This window comes from Sphingobium sp. B2D3C (assembly GCF_025961835.1).
GTDB lineage: Bacteria > Pseudomonadota > Alphaproteobacteria > Sphingomonadales > Sphingomonadaceae > Sphingobium.
Window position 1 is genome coordinate 1,956,895 of the sequence record NZ_JAOQOK010000001.1, and the last position, 20,706, is coordinate 1,977,600.

Here is a 20,706-nt window from a genome sequence, read left to right on the forward strand (position 1 = left end):
TTCTCATCCCGGCAGGGCGTAGGCGATCACTTCATCGCCAATCGGCGTCTCCATGAAATGGTGCCCGCCCGCCATGATGACGAGATACTGCTTGCCGTTCACCTCATACACGCTCGGCGTCGCCTGACCGCCCGCCGGCAGCCTATCCTGCCAGAGCGTCTTGCCCGTCTCGATGTCGATGGCGCGGATCAGATTGTCCGTCGCTGCGGCGATGAAGGCGACACCGCCAGCCGTGACCACCGCGCCGCCATTGTTTGGCGTGCCGATGTTGATGGGAAGCATGGACGGAATTCCCCAGGGGCCATTGCGCCGCGCGGTGCCGAAGGGGCGATCCCAGATGGTCTGGCCCGTCCGCATGTCGATCGCACGGATACCGCCATAAGGCGGGCGCTTGCACAGCAGGCCAGTCAGCGAAAGCCGCCACCCTGCGTTTACCGAAATGGCATAAGGCGAGCCGGCCTGCGGGTCTTGCGAGCCGTGACCGCCACCCTCGCTCATGCTGCCGCCCCGCGCCTTCTCGTCGCCACGCGGCGCCGGGAAGCCCCGACGGTCCGCCTCGGCGCGCGGCACCAGGCGATTATAGTTGGGCATATTATTGTAGTTGGCGAGGATCACGCCGCGCACCGGATCGATGGCGAGCCCGCCCCAGTCCGTGCCGCCATTATAGCCCGGATATTCGACGAAGTGCTTGTCCGCCGTGGGAGGCGTGTATCGCCCGCGATATTCCGCCTGCCGATATTGGATGCGACAGACCATCTGGTCGATGGGGGACATGCCCCACATGTCGCTTTCCTGGAGGTCCGGGAAGGCAAGCGTGTGGTAGGTGGAATAAGGCTGGGTGGGGCTGCGCCGCTGCGGCTCCACGCCGGTGCGCGGCACCGCCCGCTCCTGCACCGGAAAGATCGGCTGGCCGGTGCGACGGTCCAGCACGTAGATTTCGCCCTGCTTGCTCGGCAGGATCAGCGCCGGCACCGTGCCGGAGCCATTGGGGAAATCGACCAGCGTGGCCTGCGCGCCGAGATCATAGTCCCACACGTCCCGATGCACGGTCTGGAACCGCCAGCGCGGCTTGCCGGTCGTTACGTCCAGCGCAACCAGCGAGGAAGAAAAATCGTCCTCCTGCGGGCTGCGGCTCCCGCTCCAGTAATCCACTGCGGAATTGCCCATCGGCAGATACACGAGGCCCAGCGACTCATCGCCGCTGGCAATGGTCCACATATTGGGTGTGCCGCGCGCATATTCCTGCCCGGCCGGCGGATCGCCCGCCCAATCCGGGTTGAGCATGTCCCACGCCCAGCGCTTCTCGCCCGTGACCGCATCATATCCCTGGATGACGCCGGACGGCGCATCGCGCTTTTGCCCATCCAGCACTTGGTGCCCGGTCACGATGACGCCTTGCACGATGGTGGGCGGCGATGTGATCGAGACCATGCCCGGCACCACCTTGCCCATGCCGCGCTTGATATCGACCGCGCCGTTCTCGCCGAAGTCGGAACAGGGCCGGCCGGTCTGCGCATCCACGGCAATCAGGCGCCCGTCCAGCGTACCCTCGATGATCCGCGTCGCGCAGGCCTGCCCTTCCGTGGCTTGCGGCACGGCATAATAAGCGACGCCCCGGCACGCCGCTGTATAGGGAATCCACGCATGGTCGACCTTGGGATCGTAGCGCCAGCGCTGCTGACCGGTCGCCGGATCAAGCGCGAGGAGAATATTAGTGGCCGAGCACAGATAGAGCGTATTGCCGACCTTCAGCGGCGTCGTTTCGGCGCCATATTTGTTGTCGGCCATATCCTCGGGCAGATCGCCGGTGTGGAACACCCAGGCGCGCTGCAATTTTCCGACATTGGCCGGCGTGATCTGGCCCAGCGAAGAATAACGCTGCGCTGCGTAACTGCCGCCATAAGCCGGCCAGTCCGTCCCGGGTCGCAATAGCGAGGGATCGGCCACCGTCGAGGCTAGCCGCGCCGGCATCGTGCCGACGTCAGGAAGGTTGAGGCGGGAGATCACCACGCCACCCACGGCCAGCACAAGCACGGCTGCCACGCTCGCCATAATCGGCAAGCGCCATTGCCAGCGCTCGGGCTGGAGCACCGGCAAGGTCAGCAGCACAAGGATCAGGAGCACCGTCGGGCCGACGGTGAAGGGAATCAGCGCCCACCCATCGAGCCCGGCCTCCGCCAGCCCCCAGATGATCGAAAGTCCATAAGCCGCGAGATAGACCCAAACGCCCAGCACCCGCTGTCGGATGAGGAGAAAGCCCGCCAGACCGAGGAGCACCCCGGCAATGAGGTAATAGAGGCTGCCACCCAGCACCGCGAGCCATGCGCCGCCGATAGCCAGCACAAGGCCGACCAGCGCGATAATCGCGCCGACGATGGTTGCGAAGAGGGAGCGAGCACGCGCGCGGGACGTCCAATCAACCGGCATGGCGATCTCCTTTTGCAAGGGAAACAGCCTCCGGGTGGCATGGTTCCGAACTTTATGCCCTTCGCCGATTTTGGCAGCTTCACGCGCTTATGGAGGCCCCGCCCGTGCCCAACCCGGGGCATTCACCACCTTTCTTGCGACAATGGGGCGACAAAGCAGTTTGACGCTCCTATATGGCCGGCAACGAGGATCGCGACGCGGCGGGAATCGCACCCCGTCGGCTATGAGTAGAGCCATGCTGACCACGCACCCATTTGATGACGACAAGCTGCGCGAAGAGTGCGGCGTTTTTGGCGTATATGGCGCCGACACAGCCTCCGCCATGGTGGCGCTGGGCCTTCACGCCCTGCAGCATCGCGGGCAGGAAGCCGCCGGCATCACCAGCTGGGATGGGGAGGAGTTCCACACCCACCGGGCCATGGGCCATGTCGCGGGCAACTTCGACAAGGACGATGTGATCCGCCAGCTCGCCGGCCATGTCGCCTGCGGCCATGTGCGCTATTCGACCACCGGCGAGACCGCGCTGCGCAACGTCCAGCCGCTTTATGCAGAGCTGTCCTCGGGCGGCTTCGCCATCGCTCACAATGGCAACATCTCCAACGCGATGAACCTGCGCAAGCGGCTGGTGCGCGATGGCGCGATCTTCCAGTCGACCAGCGATACCGAGGTGATCATCCACCTCGTCGCCAAATCGCGTTACCGGACCCTGCTGGATCGCTTCATCGATGCGCTCAAGCAGGTCGAGGGCGCCTATTCGCTCATCTGCCTGACGCGCGAAGGCCTGATCGCCTGCCGCGATCCGCTCGGCATCCGTCCGCTCGTCATGGGCCGGCTGGGCGATGCGATCATCTTCGCCTCCGAGACTGTGGCGTTCGATGTGGTCGGCGCGGAATATATCCGGCAGGTCGAGCCCGGCGAATTGATCGTCGTGACGCAGGGCGGCGAAATCCGCTCGCACCGCCCCTTTGGCGAGACGGCGCAGGCCCGCCCCTGCATCTTCGAGCATGTCTATTTCTCGCGGCCGGATTCCATTGTGGATGGCAGCAGCGTCTATTCGGTCCGCAAGGGCATTGGCGCGCAGCTGGCCATCGAGAGCCCGGTCGATGCCGATCTCGTGATTCCCGTGCCGGATAGCGGCGTGCCTGCCGCCATCGGCTATGCGCAGCAATCGGGCATTCCGTTCGAGCTGGGCATCATCCGCTCGCATTATGTCGGCCGCACCTTCATCCAGCCGGGCGACAAGGTTCGCCACCTGGGCGTGAAGCTCAAGCACAATGCCAATCGGGCACTGATCGCCGGCAAGCGCATCGTGCTGATCGACGATTCGATCGTGCGCGGCACCACCAGCCTCAAGATCGTGCAGATGATGCGCGAGGCCGGCGCCAAGGATGTGCATATGCGCATCGCCAGCCCGCCGACCCGGCATAGCTGCTTCTACGGCGTCGATACGCCCGAGCGCGCCAAGCTGCTCGCGCACCGCATGGACGTCTCGCAGATGTGTTCGTTCATTCATGCCGACAGCCTCGCCTTCGTGTCGATCGAAGGCCTTTACCGGGCGATCGGCGAGGCGCGCCGCAATGATGAGCTGCCGCAATATTGCGATGCCTGCTTCACCGGCGATTATCCCACCACCCTCACCGACTTCGACGATCAGGCCGAAGTGAACCAGCTCGAACTGCTGCGCGAACGCGTGGTCTGAGCCGGAGCGGAGACAGCATGACCGACACGACCGACAACCGGCCCCTGGCCGGGCGCCTTGCCCTCGTCACCGGCGCCAGCCGAGGCATCGGCGCGGCCACCGCGATCGAACTCGCGCGCGATGGGGCGCATGTGGTTCTGGTCGCGCGGTCCGTGCCGGATCTTGAAGCGGTGGAAGAGCAAATCCACGCCGCTGGCGGCAGCGCCACCATCGCCCCGCTCGACCTGACCGACGGGGAGAGCATCGGGCGCCTGGCCACGGCGATCAGCGGGCGCTGGGAAGCGCTCGACGTGCTGGTGCTCAATGCTGCCACGCTGGGCACGCTTGCCGCCGTGACGGCCATCGACACCAAGGAATTTGCCCGGCAGCTCACGCTCAACATCGCCTCGACCCAGGCGTTGATCGCGGCCTTCGATCCCATGCTGCGCAAGAGCAGCGACGCACGCGTCGTAGCCCTCTCCACTGGCGTCGCGACGGCGCCCCGCGCTTATTGGGGCGCCTATGGCGCATCCAAGGCGGCGCAAGACGTGCTGGTGTGCGCCTATGGGCAGGAAGTCACCAAGATTTCCAAGGTCCGCACCCACATCGTCAACCCCGGCCCCACCCGCACCACCATGCGCGCCCGCGCCTATCCCGGCGAAGACCCGGCAACGCTCAAGACGCCGGACGTGGTCGGCCGCGCGATTGCCGATCTGGTGGTCAGCGATGCAGCGGATGGCACGCGGGTCGATCTGCCGCGGTAAGAGAGGGGCCGGCGTTTAGGGCCGGGCTTACTCGATCAACGATTTGGGGCAGTGCTTTTGCGCCCTGGGCTCCTGCCTGCGCAGGAGCACGAGGCTGTGTGGAGCATCACCCTTGGCCGTATGATCAGGCGTGCAAGTGAGCTGTTGAGCCCAAGCTGTGCTCCTGCGCAGGCAGGAGCCTAGGGCAGCAGAGCTCCACGACGGCGGATTGACCAGCGCTTTGATAAGCGCTCCGACAATCCACCACCCGGTACGATCACTCCGTCAAATCGCTCCACACATTCCTGATCTTGCTAAAAAACCCGCTCGACTGCGGACATTCCTCACCGGTCTCGGTGGCGCGAAACTCTTCCAGCAGTTCCTTCTGCCGGGCAGAGAGCTTGGTGGGCGTCTCCACCTCGATCTGAATGACCAGATCGCCCCGGCCGCGTGCGTTCAGTACCGGCATACCGGCGCCGCGCTGGCGCAGTTGCTTGCCGGACTGAATGCCGGCGGGAATACGGATTTCATGATCCTCGCCGTCCAGGCCCGGCACCTCGATGGTGCCGCCCAAGGCCGCCAGCGTGAAGCTGATCGGGACGCGGCAGAACAGGTTGGTGCCGTCCCGCTCGAAAATCTGGTGCCGCTTCACATGCAGGAAGATGTAGAGATCGCCCGCTGGCGCGCCACGCGGCCCGGCCTCGCCTTGCCCGGTGAGGCGAATGCGCGTGCCTTCATCGACGCCAGCCGGCACCTTCACGTCCAGCGAACGGCGCTTGTCCACGCGCCCCTCGCCACGACAGGCGCGACAGGGTGATTTGATCCGCTGGCCCGCGCCATGGCAGCTCGGGCAGGTCCGCTCGATGACGAAGAAGCCCTGCTGCGCCCGCACCTTGCCGTGGCCGCCGCAGGTCGGGCAGCTTTCCACGCTGGTACCAGGCTCAGCGCCGCTACCGTCGCAGGCGTCGCATTGCGTGGAGACATCGATCTCGATGGTCGTGTCGCGGCCATGGAAGGCATCTTCCAGCGAGATTTCCATGTCGTAGCGCAGGTCCGCGCCGCGCCGCGTCTGTTGACGGCCACCGCCGCCAAACCCATCGCCGAAGATCGTCTCGAAAATATCGGAGAAATCGGAGAAACCGGCCTGACCGCCCCGTCCGCCGCCCATACCGCCCTGCTCGAAGGCGGCGTGGCCGAAGCGATCATAAGCCGCTCGCTTCTGCTCGTCCTTTAGGCAGTCATAAGCTTCGTTGATCGCCTTGAACTTGGCTTCGCTCTCCTTGCAGCCCGGATTGCGATCCGGATGACACTGCATGGCCAGCTTGCGATAGGCCGACTTGATCGTCGCGCCATCCGCCGTCCGCTCGACTTCGAGCAGCTCGTAATAATCGATTTTGCTACTCATGCCCCGCAGCAGTCCCAAGCAATCGCCCGGCCGGCCAGTTCACGGGCCGGCCGGGCGTCATTTCCGTTCAATCAGGCTTTGTTGTCTTCGTCGACTTCCGAGAACTCGGCGTCGACGACGTCATCATCAGCCTTCTGGGCCGTGCCTTCGGCGCCCGGAGACGCGGCCGCAGCCTGCTCCTTCTCGTAGATCGCCTGACCGAGTTTCATGGAGACCTGAGCCAGTTCCTGGGTCTTGGTCTTCATCGCCTCGACATCGCCGCCCTCGACCGCGCTCTTGGCCGCCGTGACAGCCGCCTCGATCTCGCCCTTGAGCGCCTCGTCCACCTTGTCGCCGTGCTCGGCGAGCTGGCGCTCCGTGGTGTGGATCAGGCTCTCGGCGTTATTCTTCGCCTCAGCGCCCTCGCGACGCTTCTTGTCTTCCTCGGCAAAGCGCTCGGCATCCTTGACCATCTGGTCGATGTCGGAATCGCTCAGACCACCAGAAGCCTGGATCTTGATCTGCTGCTCCTTGCCGGTGCCCTTGTCCTTGGCGGACACATTCACGATGCCGTTCGCGTCGATATCGAACGTGACCTCGATCTGCGGCACGCCACGCGGTGCCGGCGGAATGCCGACCAGATCGAACTGGCCGAGCAGCTTGTTGTCCGCCGCCATTTCACGCTCGCCCTGGAAGACGCGGATGGTCACTGCCTGCTGATTGTCATCAGCCGTCGAGTAGACCTGGCTCTTCTTAGCCGGGATCGTGGTGTTGCGATCGATCATGCGGGTAAACACGCCACCCAGCGTCTCGATGCCCAGCGACAGCGGCGTCACGTCGAGCAGCAGCACGTCCTTGACGTCACCCTGCAGCACGCCGGCCTGAATAGCGGCGCCCATGGCGACCACTTCGTCCGGGTTCACGCCGGTGTGCGGCTCCTTGCCGAAGAACTCCTTCACCACTTCGCGCACGCGGGGCATGCGGGTCATGCCGCCAACGAGCACGACGTCGCTGATCTCGCTGGAGGAGACACCTGCGTCCGCGATCGCCTTCTTGCAGGGCTCGAGCGTGCGCTTGATAAGCGCCTCGACCAGCCGCTCAAGGTCGGCACGGGTGATGGTCTTGACCAGATGCTTGGGACCGGTCGCATCGGCGGTGATGAACGGCAGGTTCACTTCCGTCGTCTGCGCGCTGGAAAGCTCGATCTTGGCCTTCTCGGCGGCTTCCTTCAGGCGCTGCAGCGCCAGCTTGTCGCCGCGCAGGTCGATGCCTTCGTCCTTCTTGAAGCCATCAGCGAGATATTCGACGATCTTGGAGTCGAAATCCTCACCGCCGAGGAAGGTGTCGCCGTTGGTCGACTTCACCTCGAACACGCCATCGCCGATCTCGAGGATCGAGATGTCGAAGGTACCGCCGCCAAGGTCATAGACCGCGATGGTCTTGCCTTCGCTCTTCTCAAGCCCGTAGGCGAGCGCGGCCGCGGTCGGCTCGTTGATGATGCGCAGCACTTCAAGGCCCGCAATCTGGCCGGCGTCCTTGGTCGCCTGGCGCTGCGCGTCGTTGAAGTAGGCCGGCACGGTGATGACGGCCTGCGTCACGGTCTCACCGAGATAGCTCTCGGCGGTTTCCTTCATCTTCTGCAGGATGAAGGCGGAAATCTGCGAGGGGCTGTAGTCCTGCCCGCCAGCATTCACCCAAGCGTCGCCATTGGGACCCTTGGCAATGTTGTAGGGGACCAGCTCCATGTCCTTCTTGGTCAGCGGATCGTCGAACCGGCGACCGATCAGGCGCTTGACGGCATACACGGTGTTGTCCGGATTGGTCACGGCCTGACGCTTGGCCGGCTGGCCAATGAGCCGCTCGCCATCCTTGGCGAATGCCACGATGGAGGGCGTGGTGCGCGCGCCTTCCGCATTCTCGATCACTTTCGGCTTGCCGCCGTCCATCACGGCGACGCAGCTGTTCGTGGTGCCGAGATCAATACCGATAACCTTAGCCATATTTGCCCTCTTGTACCCCATGTGTAGTTGAGCGCCCGGAATTGGGCCGCTGCCGGGGCGGCTCCGCACTCAGGCCGAAACCACCCCGTTGACCGCGCCGATATAGGAGGGTGTTTTCGCGCAACAAGTCCCGAGATGATTTAGCTGACCCAAGCGCGCATCGCAGGCCCGACCGGACAGGTCAGGAGATGCTCGCCCGAGCAAGCCGGCCCTGTTTTGCTTGGCGGCGTAGATCACCGGGTCTAAAGCCCGGCGAGATAACAAACCTCCCGGAGACCGCACATGCACAAGCCCTCCTCGCTCCTCGTCGCAGCCGCGATGCTGGCGACGCTCGGTGCGTGCAGCGACCCGCCGCCGCTGGATGTCGATGGCGGCTTTCTGCGCCTCAACCCCAATCCCAATGCCCCCTCTGCGGCCTATTTCACGATCCACGGCGGCGCCGATGATGTCGTGTTGCGCGACGTGCTGACCGACGAGGCCGTGCGTGTGGAAATTCACGAGAGCAGCACCAAGGACGGCATCGCCTCCATGCGGCCGGTGAAGACCGTGGACGTGCCCGCCGGTGCGACAGTGAAGTTTGAGCCGGGCGGCAAGCACCTCATGCTGTGGTCCATCAACCCGCAGGCGCTTGCGGACAAGAAGATGACGTTCACCTTCATCTTCTCCAACGGCCAGCGCATTCTCGCCGACGCCATCGTGCAACAGCCGGGCGCGGCTGGTGAGATGGCCGGCATGGAAGACCATAGCGGCCACTAAGCTGGGCTCGGCCTGTCCAGGCATATGATGGGGACATGGGCGTGACGGCCCTGGGATGGTGGCGCAGACAAGACTGAACCTGCGGCCCGGTCTGACAGCGAAACGACTCCGATATTAGAACGGATTTAATACTTGCCGAGTTAGAGACTTGCTGCCGCGCGCGCCCGCTTTATGAGGCGGCTGGGCGGAGAAATGTGGTGGGGTCAGTTGATGGAAGACGTGGCAAGCAAACCGTCGGGCGGCTTGCTCCTTATCCTGCCCCTTCTCGTTCATCAGTACGAAGGCGATGTCTTCATTGAGCAGCAGGCGGCGAATGGCCTGCACCAGTGGATTCGCCATTTCGGCCAGATGACATTGTGCGTGAAGGTCGTGAACGCTCCTCCTCCCGCGGATAGCGTCTCGATCGCCGGGCTTGGCTTGGGACCCAATCTTGCCGTTGAGCTGATGCCGCCAGGGTGGACGCCCCTTTCCTTTGCCAAGGCCTATCCAGAGATGCGTGCCAAATTGTCACGCCTGATCGACAGCCACGCGTTCCTCCATTGTGCCCTTGGCGGAGCATGGGGGGACTGGGCCGCCGTTGCGGCGCTGATGGCCGCCCGCCGGGGGCGGAAGGTCGCGGTGTGGACGGACAGGGTCGAGTCGGAAGTCATGCGCATCGACGCCCTCAGAGCGTCGGGCATCCGGCGCTTCGTCAGGCTTATGAATGCGGGCCTTGCGCAACGTCTGGAGCGTCGCGCGATTGGTTCGGCAGCGCTTGGCCTGTTCCACGGCAATGATTGCTACCAGACTTATCGTGGGTTCAATGCCAATTCGTTTCTTGTGCACGACATCCATTTGAAGCCGCACGACAAAATCTCGGACGAGAGCCTGATCCGCAAAATACGCGACGTCGAGCACGGCCCTCTGCGTCTGATCTACATTGGGCGGTTTCACCCCGATAAAGGTGTCATGGACTGGATAGAAACGCTCCGTCTCGTCAAAGAGGCGGGGGTAGCGTTTCGTGCCCAGTGGTTTGGCGATGGCCCGCAACGGGAGGAGGCGCGCGCAAAAGTGCTGGCGCAAGGGCTTGAGGAACAAATCGAATTCCCCGGCCTCCTTGTCGATCGATCGGAGTTGCTGGATAAGTTGCGCGCGGCGCATCTGATGCCGTTTTGTCACCTGACACCTGAATCTCCGCGAAACCTGATCGAGGCGCTGGCGTCTGGAACACCCATAGTCGGTTATGAGTCAGCATATCCTCAGGATTTGATTTCCGGCCACGGTGGCGGCGTCCTCACCCCCATGGATCCTCAGGCTTTAGCGCATGAATTGGTCCGGCTGGGGCGTGATCGGCCTGCCCTTGCGGCGTTGATCGGCCGGGCGGCTCAGGATGGTGCGCACATGAACGACGAAGCTGTGTTCGCTCATCGGGCATCGCTGATGAAGCTATACTGTCGAGCCGAACCTCGGGGCGTCGAAGCTCTCATCAGCGGGACGGGCCTTGAGGGCGCGCGCCATGAGAGCGATTTCAAACCCTGCGCTTAGTCTGGCCGGATAGAGGCGACGGCCTGCCCCCGAGCATGTGACAAGTGCCATCGAAAATCACTCCCAAGCTATCCTTGGCCAGGGGCAAGGTTCTGATCGTCGTCGATGTAGGCGCGAAGATCGGCGCCGCATATATTTGGCTTAGAGCCCGCAAACCGGCGTGAAATGCTGTACGGGATTTGTACCGATCAGCCCACGGAAGAGACCTTTGTTTTCGGTCTGTCCCGGAAAAGCGGTTTTTCATTCGCTCGGAAATGTGCATTAAAAACCCTTAAAATCAGGGCATTTAATGGTGGGCGCGGCAAGGATTGAACTTGCGACCCCACCCGTGTGAAGGGTGTGCTCTACCACTGAGCTACGCGCCCGGCGATCCAATCGCGGAGGCGAGCGCTTTGGCGATTGAAGGGCGGCATGTCAAGCCGCTGTATCGGCCTTCTGTGCGATTCCTCGGGACCACCAGCGCGATACCGCGCTTCGGCTCAGTGCTTGGTCTGCGTCATCCGGTCGACATAGGCGATGCCGATGGCGGATATGATGAAGAGGCCGTGGATGATCGCCTGCCACATCACCCCCTCGCTCGTCACGCGGGCCGCGGGCGTGCCCATGGCGCCCGCCTCGATGAAGGTGCGCAGCAGGTGAATCGAGGAAATGCCGATGATCGCCATCGCCAGCTTCACCTTGAGCACGCCGGCATTCACATGGCTGAGCCACTCGGGCTGATCGCGATGACCCTGCAGGCCGAGGCGGGACACGAAAGTCTCGTATCCGCCGACGATGACCATGATCAGCAGGTTCGAGATCATCACCACATCGATCAATCCGAGTACCACCAGCATGATCTGCTGCTCGGTGAACTCATAGGCGTGCATAACCAAGTGAATCAGTTCCTTGAGGAACAGGAACACATAAACGCACTGCGCGACGATGAGGCCCAGATACAGCGGGAGCTGCAGCCAGCGCGACCCGAAGATCAGCAGCGGAAGCGGACGAAGCGGAGCGTTGGGATCGGCAGGTGTCATGGCGGCGCCAGATAATGGCCTGCTTGAGCCCTGTCATCCCCGATTCTGGCGCCCCCGCCGCAGCCATCGCATGCCACGCGCGTCCGACCGACCGGCTGCCGCTTGCATGGCCGGTTCCCCTCACCCATATCGCGGCGCATGGCAGACACCCAGCACAGCGCCATGCCGGTCTGGCACGGCACCACCATCCTCTCCGTCCGCGCATCAGGAAAGGTCGTCGTCATCGGCGATGGCCAGGTCTCGATGGGGCAGACGGTCATGAAACCCAATGCCCGCAAGGTCCGCCGCCTGCATGATGGCAGCGTGATTGGCGGCTTTGCCGGCGCCACCGCCGATGCCTTCACGCTCTTCGAGCGGCTGGAGAGCAAGCTGGAGCGCCACAACGGGCAGCTGATGCGCGCCGCCGTGGAACTGGCGAAGGACTGGCGGACGGACAAATATCTGCGCAATCTGGAAGCCATGATGATCGTGGCGGACAAGGATACGACGCTGATCCTCACCGGCAATGGCGATGTGCTGGAGCCGCTGGAAGGCATCGCCGCGATCGGATCGGGCGGCAATTACGCGCTCTCCGCCGCGCGGGCGCTGCAGGATTATGAGAAGGACGCCGAGACGCTCGCCCGCAAGGCCATGAAGATCGCGGCGGAAATCTGCGTCTACACCAATGACAGCCTGACCATCGAGACTCTGGACAGCGCCACCTGACACATCATCCCGCCTCACCCCGTTCGTCTCGAGCGAAGTCGAGAGACGGACAGACCGGCCTCAACGTGTCTCGACTTCGCTCGACACGAACGGATTTCAAAGCACCCTTATGAACGACAATCTCACCCCCAAAGCCATCGTCACCGCGCTGGATGCGCACATCATCGGCCAGGCCGAGGCCAAGCGCGCCGTCGCCGTTGCCCTGCGCAACCGCTGGCGGCGGCAGAAGCTGCCCGTTGAGCTGCGCGACGAGGTGACGCCCAAGAACATCCTGATGATCGGTCCCACGGGCTGCGGGAAGACCGAGATCAGCCGCCGTCTGGCCAAGCTGGCCGATGCGCCGTTCATCAAGGTGGAAGCGACCAAGTTCACCGAGGTCGGCTATGTCGGCCGCGACGTGGAGCAGATCGTGCGCGATCTGGTCGAGGAAGCCGTACGCCTCGAACGTGAGCGCCGGCGGGAGGCCGTGCGCGGCGCGGCCAGCGAGGCGGCCATGGGCCGACTGCTCGATGCGCTCACCGGGAAGGAAGCCAGCGAGGCCACCCGCCTCTCCTTCCGCCAGCGGATCGAGAGCGACCAGATGAACGATGTCGAGGTGGAGGTCGAGGTGACCGACGCGCCCGCCGCGCCGATGGAAATCCCTGGCATGGGTGGCAATATCGGCATGATCAACCTGTCGGACATGATGTCCAAGGCGCTCGGCCAGCAGCAGAAGAAGCGTCGCAAGATGCGCGTGGCCGATGCATGGGACAAGCTGGTCGAGGAGGAGCAGGACAAGCGGCTCGATCAGGACGATGTCGCCCGCGTCGCCATTGCCTCGGCCGAGCAGAACGGCATCGTGTTCCTCGACGAGATCGACAAAATCGCGGTGAGCGACGTGCGCGGCGGATCGGTGAGCCGCGAGGGCGTCCAGCGCGATCTGCTGCCGCTGATCGAGGGCACGACGGTCGCCACAAAATACGGCCCGCTCAAGACCGACCATATCCTGTTCATCGCCTCGGGCGCCTTCCATGTCGCCAAGCCGAGCGACTTGCTGCCGGAACTGCAGGGCCGCCTGCCGATCCGCGTGGAATTGAAGGGCCTGACCGAGGAGGATTTCGTCGCGATCCTCTCCGACACCAAGGCCTCGCTGCCCGAGCAATATGCCGCGCTTCTGGCGACCGAAGGCGTCACCATCCAGCTCGCGCCGGACGGCATCCGCGCCATCGCGAAGATCGCCGCTGACGTGAACGAGCAGGTCGAGAATATCGGGGCGCGCCGGCTCCAGACGGTTATGGAGAAATTGCTGGAGGATGTGAGCTTCGAGGCGGACACCCGCGCAGGCGAGACAATCACCATCGATGCCGGCTATGTCGAGCGCCAGCTTTCGGGTATCGCCAAGAACACGGACCTGAGCAAATATATCCTCTGAACCGGAGGCGTTAAGGGAGCGATTGCGCATGAGCTATGAGACAGTGCTGGTCGAGCAGCGCGGCGCCGTCACGCTGGTCATGCTCAATCGTCCCCAGGCGCTCAACGCCCTCAACAGCCAGGTGCTGGCCGATCTGATCGCGGTATTCGAGGGCTACGATGCGGACGACGCGCAGCGCTGCCTCGTCCTCACCGGCAGCGAGAAAGCCTTCGCCGCCGGCGCGGACATCAAGGAGATGGCCGATAAGACCGGCGCCGACATGTACCGCGCGGAGATGTTCGCGCAGTGGACAAGCCGCATCGCCGCGACGCGCAAGCCGTGGATCGCGGCGGTTGCCGGCTTTGCACTCGGCGGCGGGTGCGAACTGGCGATGATGGCGGACTTCATCATTGCGGCAGACACGGCCAAGTTCGGTCAGCCTGAAATCACATTGGGTGTGGCGCCGGGCATGGGCGGATCGCAGCGGCTCACCCGCGCGGTCGGCAAGGCCAAGGCGATGGACCTGTGTCTGACCGGCCGCCGCATGGATGCAGAGGAAGCCGAGCGGGCTGGCCTCGTCGCGCGCATCGTGCCGGCCGACGATCTGCTCGACGAAGCGCTGAAGGCGGCCGAGGCGGTCGCCGCCATGCCGCCGTTGGCCGTCATGGCCAACAAGGAGCTGGTCAACCTCGCGTTCGAAACCACACTCACCCAGGGTCTGGTCAGCGAGCGGCGCATCTTCCAGCTTCTCGCATCCACCGAAGACAAGGCGGAGGGCATGGCAGCCTTTGTGGAAAAGCGCCGGCCGGAATGGACCGGGCGTTAAGCACTGCTACAGTGCTCTGTGCCGATGAGGCACGGCACAACGGGTCGCCGGAAATAATAACAACTTTAAAGATTTGGAGACGTTTCACCCTCTAGATGAAGCGCTCACGGCGAGCGGCGCGGCTTGATGAGACGAGCCCTCCGTGGTTGACCGAAATAAGATGTGAGATGTGACGGTGGGTAACATCAAAGGCCGAGGCAGCCCCCTGCGTCATCACCCCGAAGCGGTTGAAATTGACCTGATTCGTGGCCTCTTTCATGCCTTCGCGCCGGCGCTGGTCATGACGATCAGCTTTCTGTCTGCGGGGCTAGTGATCCTGAACCGCACCGGGGACAGCATCCTGCTCGTCCTGCTGATCCTGGGCGCGGTTGCGTCCGTTGCCCGCCTCGTGTCCGCGCATCTGATCGCACCGGTCATCCATGCCGAAGGGGTGACGATCGAACAGGCGAGATATCTCGAGCGGCTCTTTGCGATTCCCTATCTCTGCTTTTCCCTTGTGCTTGGCCTGTTCGGCTTTCGCCTGCTCCAGCTCCCCTCCGCGGACACCCATATGGTGGCTGCGGCCCTTTCGCTCAGCTATTGCGCCGGCGTCGCTGTCGGCATGGGATCGCGGATGTGGATCGCCGTGCCGAGCATGATCTTGGCGCTCGGGCCAGTCATCGCCGCGATGCTGCTGCAACCCGACTTTCTCTATAAGCTCAGCGGCGCCGTGATGGCGGCGATCCTGCTGAGCGGCATCCAGAGCCTGCGCGGCAAGCAGAACCGCTCGGCGGACGACATTGCGCTGCGCATCGCCTTTTCGCACCTCGCCCGCAAGGATGCGCTGACCGCCCTCCCCAACCGCATCGCGCTGCGCGAGTGGTGGGAGCAGGTGGTCGCCTCCGGGGCGGAGAACAAGCTGATCGCGGTCCATTATCTCGACCTCAACGACTTCAAGCCCGTCAACGATCGCCATGGCCACCCGGTCGGCGATGCCCTGCTCGCCGCCGCCGGCAAGCGCATCGCGCGGACGATAAGGGACAGCGACATCGTCGCGCGCTTGGGCGGGGACGAATTTGCGGTCATCCAGTATGACATCGTGAACGCCGACGACGCCGCCCAGCTCGCCGCCCGCATCCGGGAGGCGATCACCCAGCCGTTCAGCATCGGCGCGCTAACCCTCAGGATCTCGACCGGCCACGGCTTCGTAGTGTCGCGCGGCCGGGACGAAGCGCTCGAAGACCTGCTCGCCCTTGCCGACAAGGCGCTCTACACCAGCAAGCAGGGCGGCGAGATTTCCCAATATGAGGCCGTCGAGACGATCACCCGCCGCGTCGCCTGATCAGCACGTCCACCTCCGCCCCGCCCGGTAGCCACTTGGGTCAACAAGTGTGACGCGCGGGTCAAGCCAGCGGCGTTGGATTCACGCGCCTTGTGCGGCATAGCCTGAAGGCGCGGCCCCACCTGCTCATCGCGCGCAGGCGGCCGAACGTCGGGAGAGGATATGAAGACGCACGGGCTTGCTATTCTGGCCGCAACGGCGCTGCTGGGCGCCAGCGCTTGCCAGATGACGACATCCACCACTTCGGTGGCGACGGAAGCCGGCATCGGCCACGCGCAGATGGTGAAGGCCGACGATCAGCCCGGCCAATGGGCATCCTACAGCCGCACCTGGGACGAACAGCGCTACAGCCCGCTCGACCAGATCAATGACAGCAATGCCCATCGCCTCGGCCTCGCCTGGTTCGACGATCTCGATACCTATCGCGGCGTGCAGGCGACGCCGCTGGTGATCGACGGCGTCCTCTACAACGAAAATATCTTCAACGTCGTCACCGCCTATAATGCCAAGACCGGCGAGAAATTGTGGGTTTACGACCCCAAGGTCGGCAAGGAATGGGCCGGCCTCGCCTGCTGCGGCCCCTCCTCGCGCGGCCTTGCCGCCTGGGGCAACGAGATCATCATCGGCGCGCTGGATGGGCGGCTGATCGCCATCGATCGCAAGACCGGGGCCGAGCTCTGGTCCGCGCAGACCTTCGATCGCAAGGAGCAATATTCGATCACCGGCGCGCCGCGCGTCTATGACGGCAAGGTGATCATCGGCAATGGCGGCGCGGACTATGGCTCGCGCGGCTTCGTGGTCGCCTATGATGCCGAGACCGGCAAGCGGCTGTGGAAATTCTACATCGTCCCCGGCAACCCCGCCAACGGCTCGGACGGCGAAGCCTCCGACAGCGCGATGAAGATCGCCGCGCCGACCTGGCACGGAAAATTCTGGGAGACCGGCGGCGGCGGCAATGCGTGGGACAGCTTCGCCTACGATCCCGAACTGAACCTCGTCTACATCGGCACCGGCAATGGCAGCCCGCAAAGCTGGCATCACCGCAGCGACAGCAAGGGCGACAATCTGTTCCTCTGCTCCATGGTGGCGGTGGATGCGACCACGGGCGCCTATAAATGGCACTACCAAATGGTACCCGAGGAGGACTGGGATTATACCTGCACCCAGCCCATCGTGCTCGCCGACCTCAAGATCGACGGCAAGCTGCGCAAGGTCGCCATGCAGGCGCCGAAGAACGGCTTTTTCTACGTGCTGGACCGCGCGACCGGCGCGCTGATCTCGGCGAAGAGCTATGTCTCGGTCAACACATGGGCCAGCCATGTCGACATGAAGACGGGGCGCCCGGTGGTGCTGCCCACCGCGCATAACACGACCACGCCGCACATCATGAGCCCGAGCTGGATGGCCGCGCACACCTGGCACCCGATGAGCTACAGCCCCAAGACCGGGCTGGTCTATCTCTCGGCGCAGGAGCAGGGGTCGATCTACGCCAACCAGCCGGACGGTGCGTATCAGTATGTGCGCGGGCGCAATAATACCGGTTTCGATCATGCCAACCAGCCGGAGCTGCGCAAGCAGCTGATGAACGAGGTCATGGCGAGCGAGAAAGGCTATCTGCTCGCCTGGAACCCGGCGACGCAGAGCGAGGCCTGGCGCGTGCCCTATCCGCATCCGGGCTCAGGCGGCGTGCTGACCACGGCGGGTAATATCCTCGTGCAGCCGACGATCAACAAGACCGTCGCCATCTACCGGGCGGACAATGGCCGGAAGTTATGGGAAATGAACGTCGATCAGGCCGGCGTCGCGGGCGCGATGACCTATATGATCGATGGCGAGCAATATATCGCGCTCAATGTCGGCTGGGGCGGCTCTCCGGTCTATAATCTCGCCAAGGACGGCCCCTTCCGCTTCGCCACCGCCAAGCTGCTGGTGTTCAAGCTGGATGCCAGGGGCGTGACGCTGCCGACGATGAAGACGCAGGAAGAGACAGCCTATCTGCCCCGCCAGCGCATCCCTGCCGAGGTCGCCGCGCGTGGCGCGGCTCTCTATGGTGAGACCTGCAATCGCTGCCATGGCGACAATGCCGTCGGCGGCATCAAGGATCTGCGGCGGATGAGCAAGGATGCACATGACAGCTTTCTCGACATTGTGCTGAACGGAACCCTGCTCCACAAGGGCATGCCCAATTTCAGCGGCGTGCTGACCAGGGCGCAGGCAGAAGACATTCATGGCTATCTGATCACCCGTGCTCAGGAAGACTGGTAAGAGCACGGGAACGGGCACCCCGCGCCGACGTTAGACCATGAGAGACAACAGGCGTGGGACGAGATCATGACGAGACAAGCGAAAACCGATAAGCCGAAATCGGCAACCCCGCGCCGTGCGAGGACCAAGGCCGTAAACCCGCGTCAGCTGCCCGTGGTGGTGGAGCATGAGAAGAGCACGACGCAGGTGATTGCCGACAAGGCGGTCGAGACCGGCCGCGCCCTTGGCAAGACCAGCGTGCGCCTGGCGCAGCCGATCGTCAAATCGATCAAGCATGAGGATAACCGCACGCTCGCCAAAATGGTAGTCGCAGCGGTGACGCCGCGCCTCATCAACTACGGCCTTCGCTTTGCGGTCCGCAATCCGGTGCTGACTGTCGCTGGGATATTGGTGGCTGCGACCATCATCGGCTCGCAGGATGATGGGGCCCAAGAGGAGAGCTGAGCTCTTCTCCGACAGCGGCACAAACGCAAACGCCGGGGCAAAACCCCGGCGTTGCTGTTTACGGCTGAGGGCGTTCGGGGCGCTTAGTGCGGCCCCTTCCCGTCCGACACGCCGCCCCAATCCTCATTGGCCCGCGCGATCAGATAGCCATGGATCGCCTCGACATCCTCGGCCGAGATGAGGTCCGCAAAGCTCGCCATCCCCTTGTCTGCATAAATGCCCTTGAGCACGATGTCGTTGAACTTGGCGTGCGTCTCGCGGGTCATCATCCGCAGATCCTTGACGCCGCCGATGGCCTGCTGGCCGTGGCACACCGCACAGGTCTCGGCGAAGAGCTGCGCCCCGCGTGCGACCTGCGCCTCGCTGGCGCGGAGCGGTGGCGGCTCCGGCGCTTTCGCGGCAGGCTGGAGGGCTGGCAATTGCGCCGTGCCGCCCAGCTTGAAGACGATTAGTCGGGCCGGCGCACGTGGCATCTCGATGCCCTGCCCGCGCTCGACCATGGCGGCGCCCCCGCCCCAGCCGGCGTTGACGGCGACATATTGCACGCCATCCAGCGTGTAGGTGATCGGCCCGGCGACCGGTGCGCTCTGCACCGGCATTTCCCAGAGCAGCTTGCCGTTGCGGGCATCGAAGGCCGCGAAGGTCTGACGCGTGGTGCCCTCGAAAACAAGGTCGCTGCCCGTAACCATCACGCCGCCATTGCCGTGGCGCGGCAACGGGATTTTCCAGGCAGCCTTCTGCTTCACCGGATCCCAGGCCAGGAGATAGGCCTTGTCCATGGCGACAGCCTCTTTCATTAGCTCGCCACGCTTCTTCGCCGCCTCGCCGGTATATCCACCCCAGCCCGCGTTGGAGCGGAACGGCTTGGGCTGGAAATCGGGATCGAGCGCCAGCACCATGCCGGATTCGTAGAGCGGGAAATAAGCCAGCCTTGTGCGCGGGCTATAGGCCATGGGGAACCAGTTATGCGCGCCGCCCGGCCCCGGCTTCACCAGAAACGGATCCTGGCCATAATGCGCATCGGGGTTCATCTTCGGGCGGCCGGTCTTGGGGTCGATGCCGAGCGTCCAGTTCGCCGGCGCAATCTGACCGGCGGAGATAAACTCGCCCGTCGCGCGGTCCAGCACATAGAAATAGCCGTTCTTGGGCGCCTGCATCAGCACCTTGCGGTCGCGCCCGCCGATCTTCAGGTCCGCCGTGACGATGGATTGCGTGCAGGTGTAGTCCCAGTCCTCCTCGGGCACCATCTGGTAGTGCCAGGCATATTTGCCGGTCTCGACATTTACCGCGACGATGGAGCAGATGAAGAGATTATCGCCCTTGCCATTGCTGCGATAATGCCAGGAGAGCGGCGACCCGTTGCCCGTGCCGATATAGACGAGCTTGAGCGCCGGATCATAGCCGATGCTGTCCCACGCATTGGCCCCGCCGCCCAGCTTCCAATATTCGCCGGACCACGTCTTGCGGATCATCTCCATGACATTGTCGGACGCGGCGCCATCCGGCCCCTTGGCGGGATCGCCCGGGGTCAGGTAGAATTTCCAGGCTTCCTTGCCGGTGTCGGCATCGTAAGCCGCAACGAAGCCGCGAATGCCCATGTCGCCGCCGCTATTGCCGACCACCACCTTGCCGTCGAACACGCGCGGCGCGCCGGTGATGGTATAGGGCATGTCCTTCGGCGTGCTCTGCACCGACCAGACCGGCTTGCCGTCCGCCGCATTTAGCGCGATCACCCGCCCGTCCAGCGTCGCGATGATGACCTTGCCCTTCCACAGCGCCAGGCCCCGCGCCACCGGCTCGCAGCACGCATAGCGCCCGAACTCGCGCTGCACCTGCGGATCATAGGTCCACAGGCGCTTGCCGGTGCGGGCATCATAGGCAATCGTGATGTTCCACGGGAGCGTGTTGTAAAGCACGCCATCAGCATAAAGTGGCGTGGCCTCGACACCCCGGAAGGTATCGAGATCGTCATACCAGGCGATGCCGAGCTGGCTTACATTCTGCGCATTGATCTGGTCGAGCGGGCTGTAGCGCTGGGCGCTGTAGGTGCGCCCGTCATGCAGCCAGTCCGTGCCGTCGGTCGCCTGCGCCGCCATCCGCGCGCTGTCGACCTCGGCCCGACCGCTGGCCTGCAACTGCGCCATGAACGCGATCATCAGCGCGCCCAGAACCAGCAGGGCTATGCCCACCGCACCGGCGGGCCGTCTCCACATCGCCATCATAA

Annotated in this window: 16 protein-coding genes and 1 tRNA gene; 10 read left to right on the forward strand and 7 right to left on the reverse strand. The window is 63.9% G+C overall.

Translation table 11 applies throughout. From position 1 onward, the window contains the following. Positions 1-3 precede the first annotated feature (3 nt). Positions 4-2,427 carry a membrane-bound PQQ-dependent dehydrogenase, glucose/quinate/shikimate family gene (locus M2339_RS09150; RefSeq protein WP_264586836.1) on the reverse strand — a complete coding sequence of 808 codons (2,424 nt, stop codon included), beginning with the start codon at positions 2,425-2,427 and terminating at the stop codon, positions 4-6. A gap of 235 nt (positions 2,428-2,662) precedes the next feature. Between M2339_RS09150 and purF the strand changes: the two genes are divergently transcribed. Together purF and M2339_RS09160 are read left to right on the forward strand one after the other, a co-directional pair. Next, on the forward strand, positions 2,663-4,126 hold the full coding sequence (gene purF / locus M2339_RS09155) for an amidophosphoribosyltransferase (protein WP_181559103.1): 1,464 nt from the start codon (positions 2,663-2,665) through the stop codon (positions 4,124-4,126). Positions 4,127-4,143: 17 nt separating this feature from the next. Beyond that, the gene (locus M2339_RS09160; RefSeq protein WP_264586835.1) at positions 4,144-4,869 is read left to right on the forward strand and encodes an SDR family NAD(P)-dependent oxidoreductase; all 726 of its coding nucleotides are present in this window, start codon (positions 4,144-4,146) and stop codon (positions 4,867-4,869) included. Between the two features lie 256 nt (positions 4,870-5,125). Here the strand turns inward: M2339_RS09160 and dnaJ are convergent, their stop codons facing one another. Both dnaJ and dnaK read right to left on the reverse strand, forming a co-directional pair. Then, a complete protein-coding gene (gene dnaJ, locus M2339_RS09165) occupies positions 5,126-6,253 on the reverse strand; it encodes a molecular chaperone DnaJ (protein WP_264586834.1) in 1,128 nt (375 codons plus the stop codon). Between the two features lie 71 nt (positions 6,254-6,324). Then, positions 6,325-8,232: a molecular chaperone DnaK gene (dnaK, locus tag M2339_RS09170; protein WP_181559100.1), complete on the reverse strand. Its 1,908-nt coding sequence runs from the start codon at positions 8,230-8,232 to the stop codon at positions 6,325-6,327. Between the two features lie 282 nt (positions 8,233-8,514). Here dnaK and M2339_RS09175 point away from each other — a divergent pair, with 282 nt between their 5' ends. Together M2339_RS09175 and M2339_RS09180 are read left to right on the forward strand one after the other, a co-directional pair. Beyond that, positions 8,515-8,988 carry a copper chaperone PCu(A)C gene (locus M2339_RS09175; protein ID WP_264586833.1) on the forward strand — a complete coding sequence of 158 codons (474 nt, stop codon included), beginning with the start codon at positions 8,515-8,517 and terminating at the stop codon, positions 8,986-8,988. Between the two features lie 210 nt (positions 8,989-9,198). Next, the gene (locus M2339_RS09180; protein WP_264586832.1) at positions 9,199-10,512 is read left to right on the forward strand and encodes a glycosyltransferase; all 1,314 of its coding nucleotides are present in this window, start codon (positions 9,199-9,201) and stop codon (positions 10,510-10,512) included. 290 nt (positions 10,513-10,802) lie between these two features. Here M2339_RS09180 and M2339_RS09185 read toward each other — a convergent pair. Both M2339_RS09185 and M2339_RS09190 read right to left on the reverse strand, forming a co-directional pair. Then, positions 10,803-10,877: transfer RNA gene (locus M2339_RS09185), tRNA-Val, on the reverse strand. A 114-nt stretch (positions 10,878-10,991) separates the two neighbouring features. Then, positions 10,992-11,531: a TIGR00645 family protein gene (locus M2339_RS09190; protein ID WP_264586831.1), complete on the reverse strand. Its 540-nt coding sequence runs from the start codon at positions 11,529-11,531 to the stop codon at positions 10,992-10,994. A gap of 162 nt (positions 11,532-11,693) precedes the next feature. Between M2339_RS09190 and hslV the strand changes: the two genes are divergently transcribed. From hslV to M2339_RS09205, 3 genes are all read left to right on the forward strand, one after another. Next, complete coding sequence (gene hslV, locus M2339_RS09195) at positions 11,694-12,236, forward strand: ATP-dependent protease subunit HslV (RefSeq protein ID WP_264572210.1); 543 nt, start codon at positions 11,694-11,696, stop codon at positions 12,234-12,236. 109 nt (positions 12,237-12,345) lie between these two features. Then, positions 12,346-13,647, forward strand: a complete 1,302-nt coding sequence (hslU, locus tag M2339_RS09200) for an ATP-dependent protease ATPase subunit HslU (protein WP_264586830.1) — start codon at positions 12,346-12,348, stop codon at positions 13,645-13,647. Between the two features lie 28 nt (positions 13,648-13,675). Further along, positions 13,676-14,452, forward strand: coding sequence for an enoyl-CoA hydratase-related protein (locus M2339_RS09205; RefSeq protein WP_264574746.1), 777 nt, complete (start codon positions 13,676-13,678; stop codon positions 14,450-14,452). A gap of 91 nt (positions 14,453-14,543) precedes the next feature. Here the strand turns inward: M2339_RS09205 and M2339_RS09210 are convergent, their stop codons facing one another. Continuing rightward, complete coding sequence (locus tag M2339_RS09210) at positions 14,544-14,711, reverse strand: hypothetical protein (protein ID WP_264606306.1); 168 nt, start codon at positions 14,709-14,711, stop codon at positions 14,544-14,546. A gap of 21 nt (positions 14,712-14,732) precedes the next feature. On the opposite strand from M2339_RS09210, the gene M2339_RS09215 reads away from it, so the two are divergent. The 3 genes from M2339_RS09215 to M2339_RS09225 all read left to right on the forward strand — a co-directional run bounded on the left by M2339_RS09215 (position 14,733) and on the right by M2339_RS09225 (position 18,482). Continuing rightward, complete coding sequence (locus tag M2339_RS09215; RefSeq protein WP_264586829.1) at positions 14,733-15,773, forward strand: GGDEF domain-containing protein; 1,041 nt, start codon at positions 14,733-14,735, stop codon at positions 15,771-15,773. A gap of 162 nt (positions 15,774-15,935) precedes the next feature. Next, complete coding sequence (locus M2339_RS09220) at positions 15,936-18,038, forward strand: PQQ-dependent dehydrogenase, methanol/ethanol family (RefSeq protein ID WP_264586828.1); 2,103 nt, start codon at positions 15,936-15,938, stop codon at positions 18,036-18,038. 66 nt (positions 18,039-18,104) lie between these two features. Beyond that, on the forward strand, positions 18,105-18,482 hold the full coding sequence (locus tag M2339_RS09225) for a hypothetical protein (protein WP_264586827.1): 378 nt from the start codon (positions 18,105-18,107) through the stop codon (positions 18,480-18,482). Positions 18,483-18,565: 83 nt separating this feature from the next. On the opposite strand, the gene M2339_RS09230 is transcribed toward M2339_RS09225, so the two are convergent. Further along, entirely contained in the window at positions 18,566-20,701 is a 2,136-nt protein-coding gene (locus M2339_RS09230) for a PQQ-dependent dehydrogenase, methanol/ethanol family (RefSeq protein WP_264606307.1), read from the reverse strand. Positions 20,702-20,706: the final 5 nt, after the last annotated feature.

Excerpts from the sequence above, each read along its gene's own strand:
- hslU (WP_264586830.1), top strand. The coding sequence starts at position 12,346 with ATGAACGACAATCTCACCCCCAAAGCCATCGTCACCGCGCTGGATGCG.
- M2339_RS09190 (WP_264586831.1), bottom strand. The coding sequence starts at position 11,531 with ATGACACCTGCCGATCCCAACGCTCCGCTTCGTCCGCTTCCGCTGCTG.
- M2339_RS09150 (WP_264586836.1), bottom strand. The coding sequence starts at position 2,427 with ATGCCGGTTGATTGGACGTCCCGCGCGCGTGCTCGCTCCCTCTTCGCA.
- dnaJ (WP_264586834.1), bottom strand. The coding sequence starts at position 6,253 with ATGAGTAGCAAAATCGATTATTACGAGCTGCTCGAAGTCGAGCGGACG.
- M2339_RS09175 (WP_264586833.1), top strand. The coding sequence starts at position 8,515 with ATGCACAAGCCCTCCTCGCTCCTCGTCGCAGCCGCGATGCTGGCGACG.
- M2339_RS09215 (WP_264586829.1), top strand. The coding sequence starts at position 14,733 with ATGACGATCAGCTTTCTGTCTGCGGGGCTAGTGATCCTGAACCGCACC.
- M2339_RS09220 (WP_264586828.1), top strand. The coding sequence starts at position 15,936 with ATGAAGACGCACGGGCTTGCTATTCTGGCCGCAACGGCGCTGCTGGGC.
- M2339_RS09160 (WP_264586835.1), top strand. The coding sequence starts at position 4,144 with ATGACCGACACGACCGACAACCGGCCCCTGGCCGGGCGCCTTGCCCTC.
- purF (WP_181559103.1), top strand. The coding sequence starts at position 2,663 with ATGCTGACCACGCACCCATTTGATGACGACAAGCTGCGCGAAGAGTGC.
- hslV (WP_264572210.1), top strand. The coding sequence starts at position 11,694 with ATGCCGGTCTGGCACGGCACCACCATCCTCTCCGTCCGCGCATCAGGA.
- M2339_RS09225 (WP_264586827.1), top strand. The coding sequence starts at position 18,105 with ATGACGAGACAAGCGAAAACCGATAAGCCGAAATCGGCAACCCCGCGC.
- M2339_RS09210 (WP_264606306.1), bottom strand. The coding sequence starts at position 14,711 with ATGAAAGAGGCCACGAATCAGGTCAATTTCAACCGCTTCGGGGTGATG.
- M2339_RS09180 (WP_264586832.1), top strand. The coding sequence starts at position 9,199 with ATGGAAGACGTGGCAAGCAAACCGTCGGGCGGCTTGCTCCTTATCCTG.
- M2339_RS09205 (WP_264574746.1), top strand. The coding sequence starts at position 13,676 with ATGAGCTATGAGACAGTGCTGGTCGAGCAGCGCGGCGCCGTCACGCTG.
- dnaK (WP_181559100.1), bottom strand. The coding sequence starts at position 8,232 with ATGGCTAAGGTTATCGGTATTGATCTCGGCACCACGAACAGCTGCGTC.
- M2339_RS09230 (WP_264606307.1), bottom strand. The coding sequence starts at position 20,701 with ATGGCGATGTGGAGACGGCCCGCCGGTGCGGTGGGCATAGCCCTGCTG.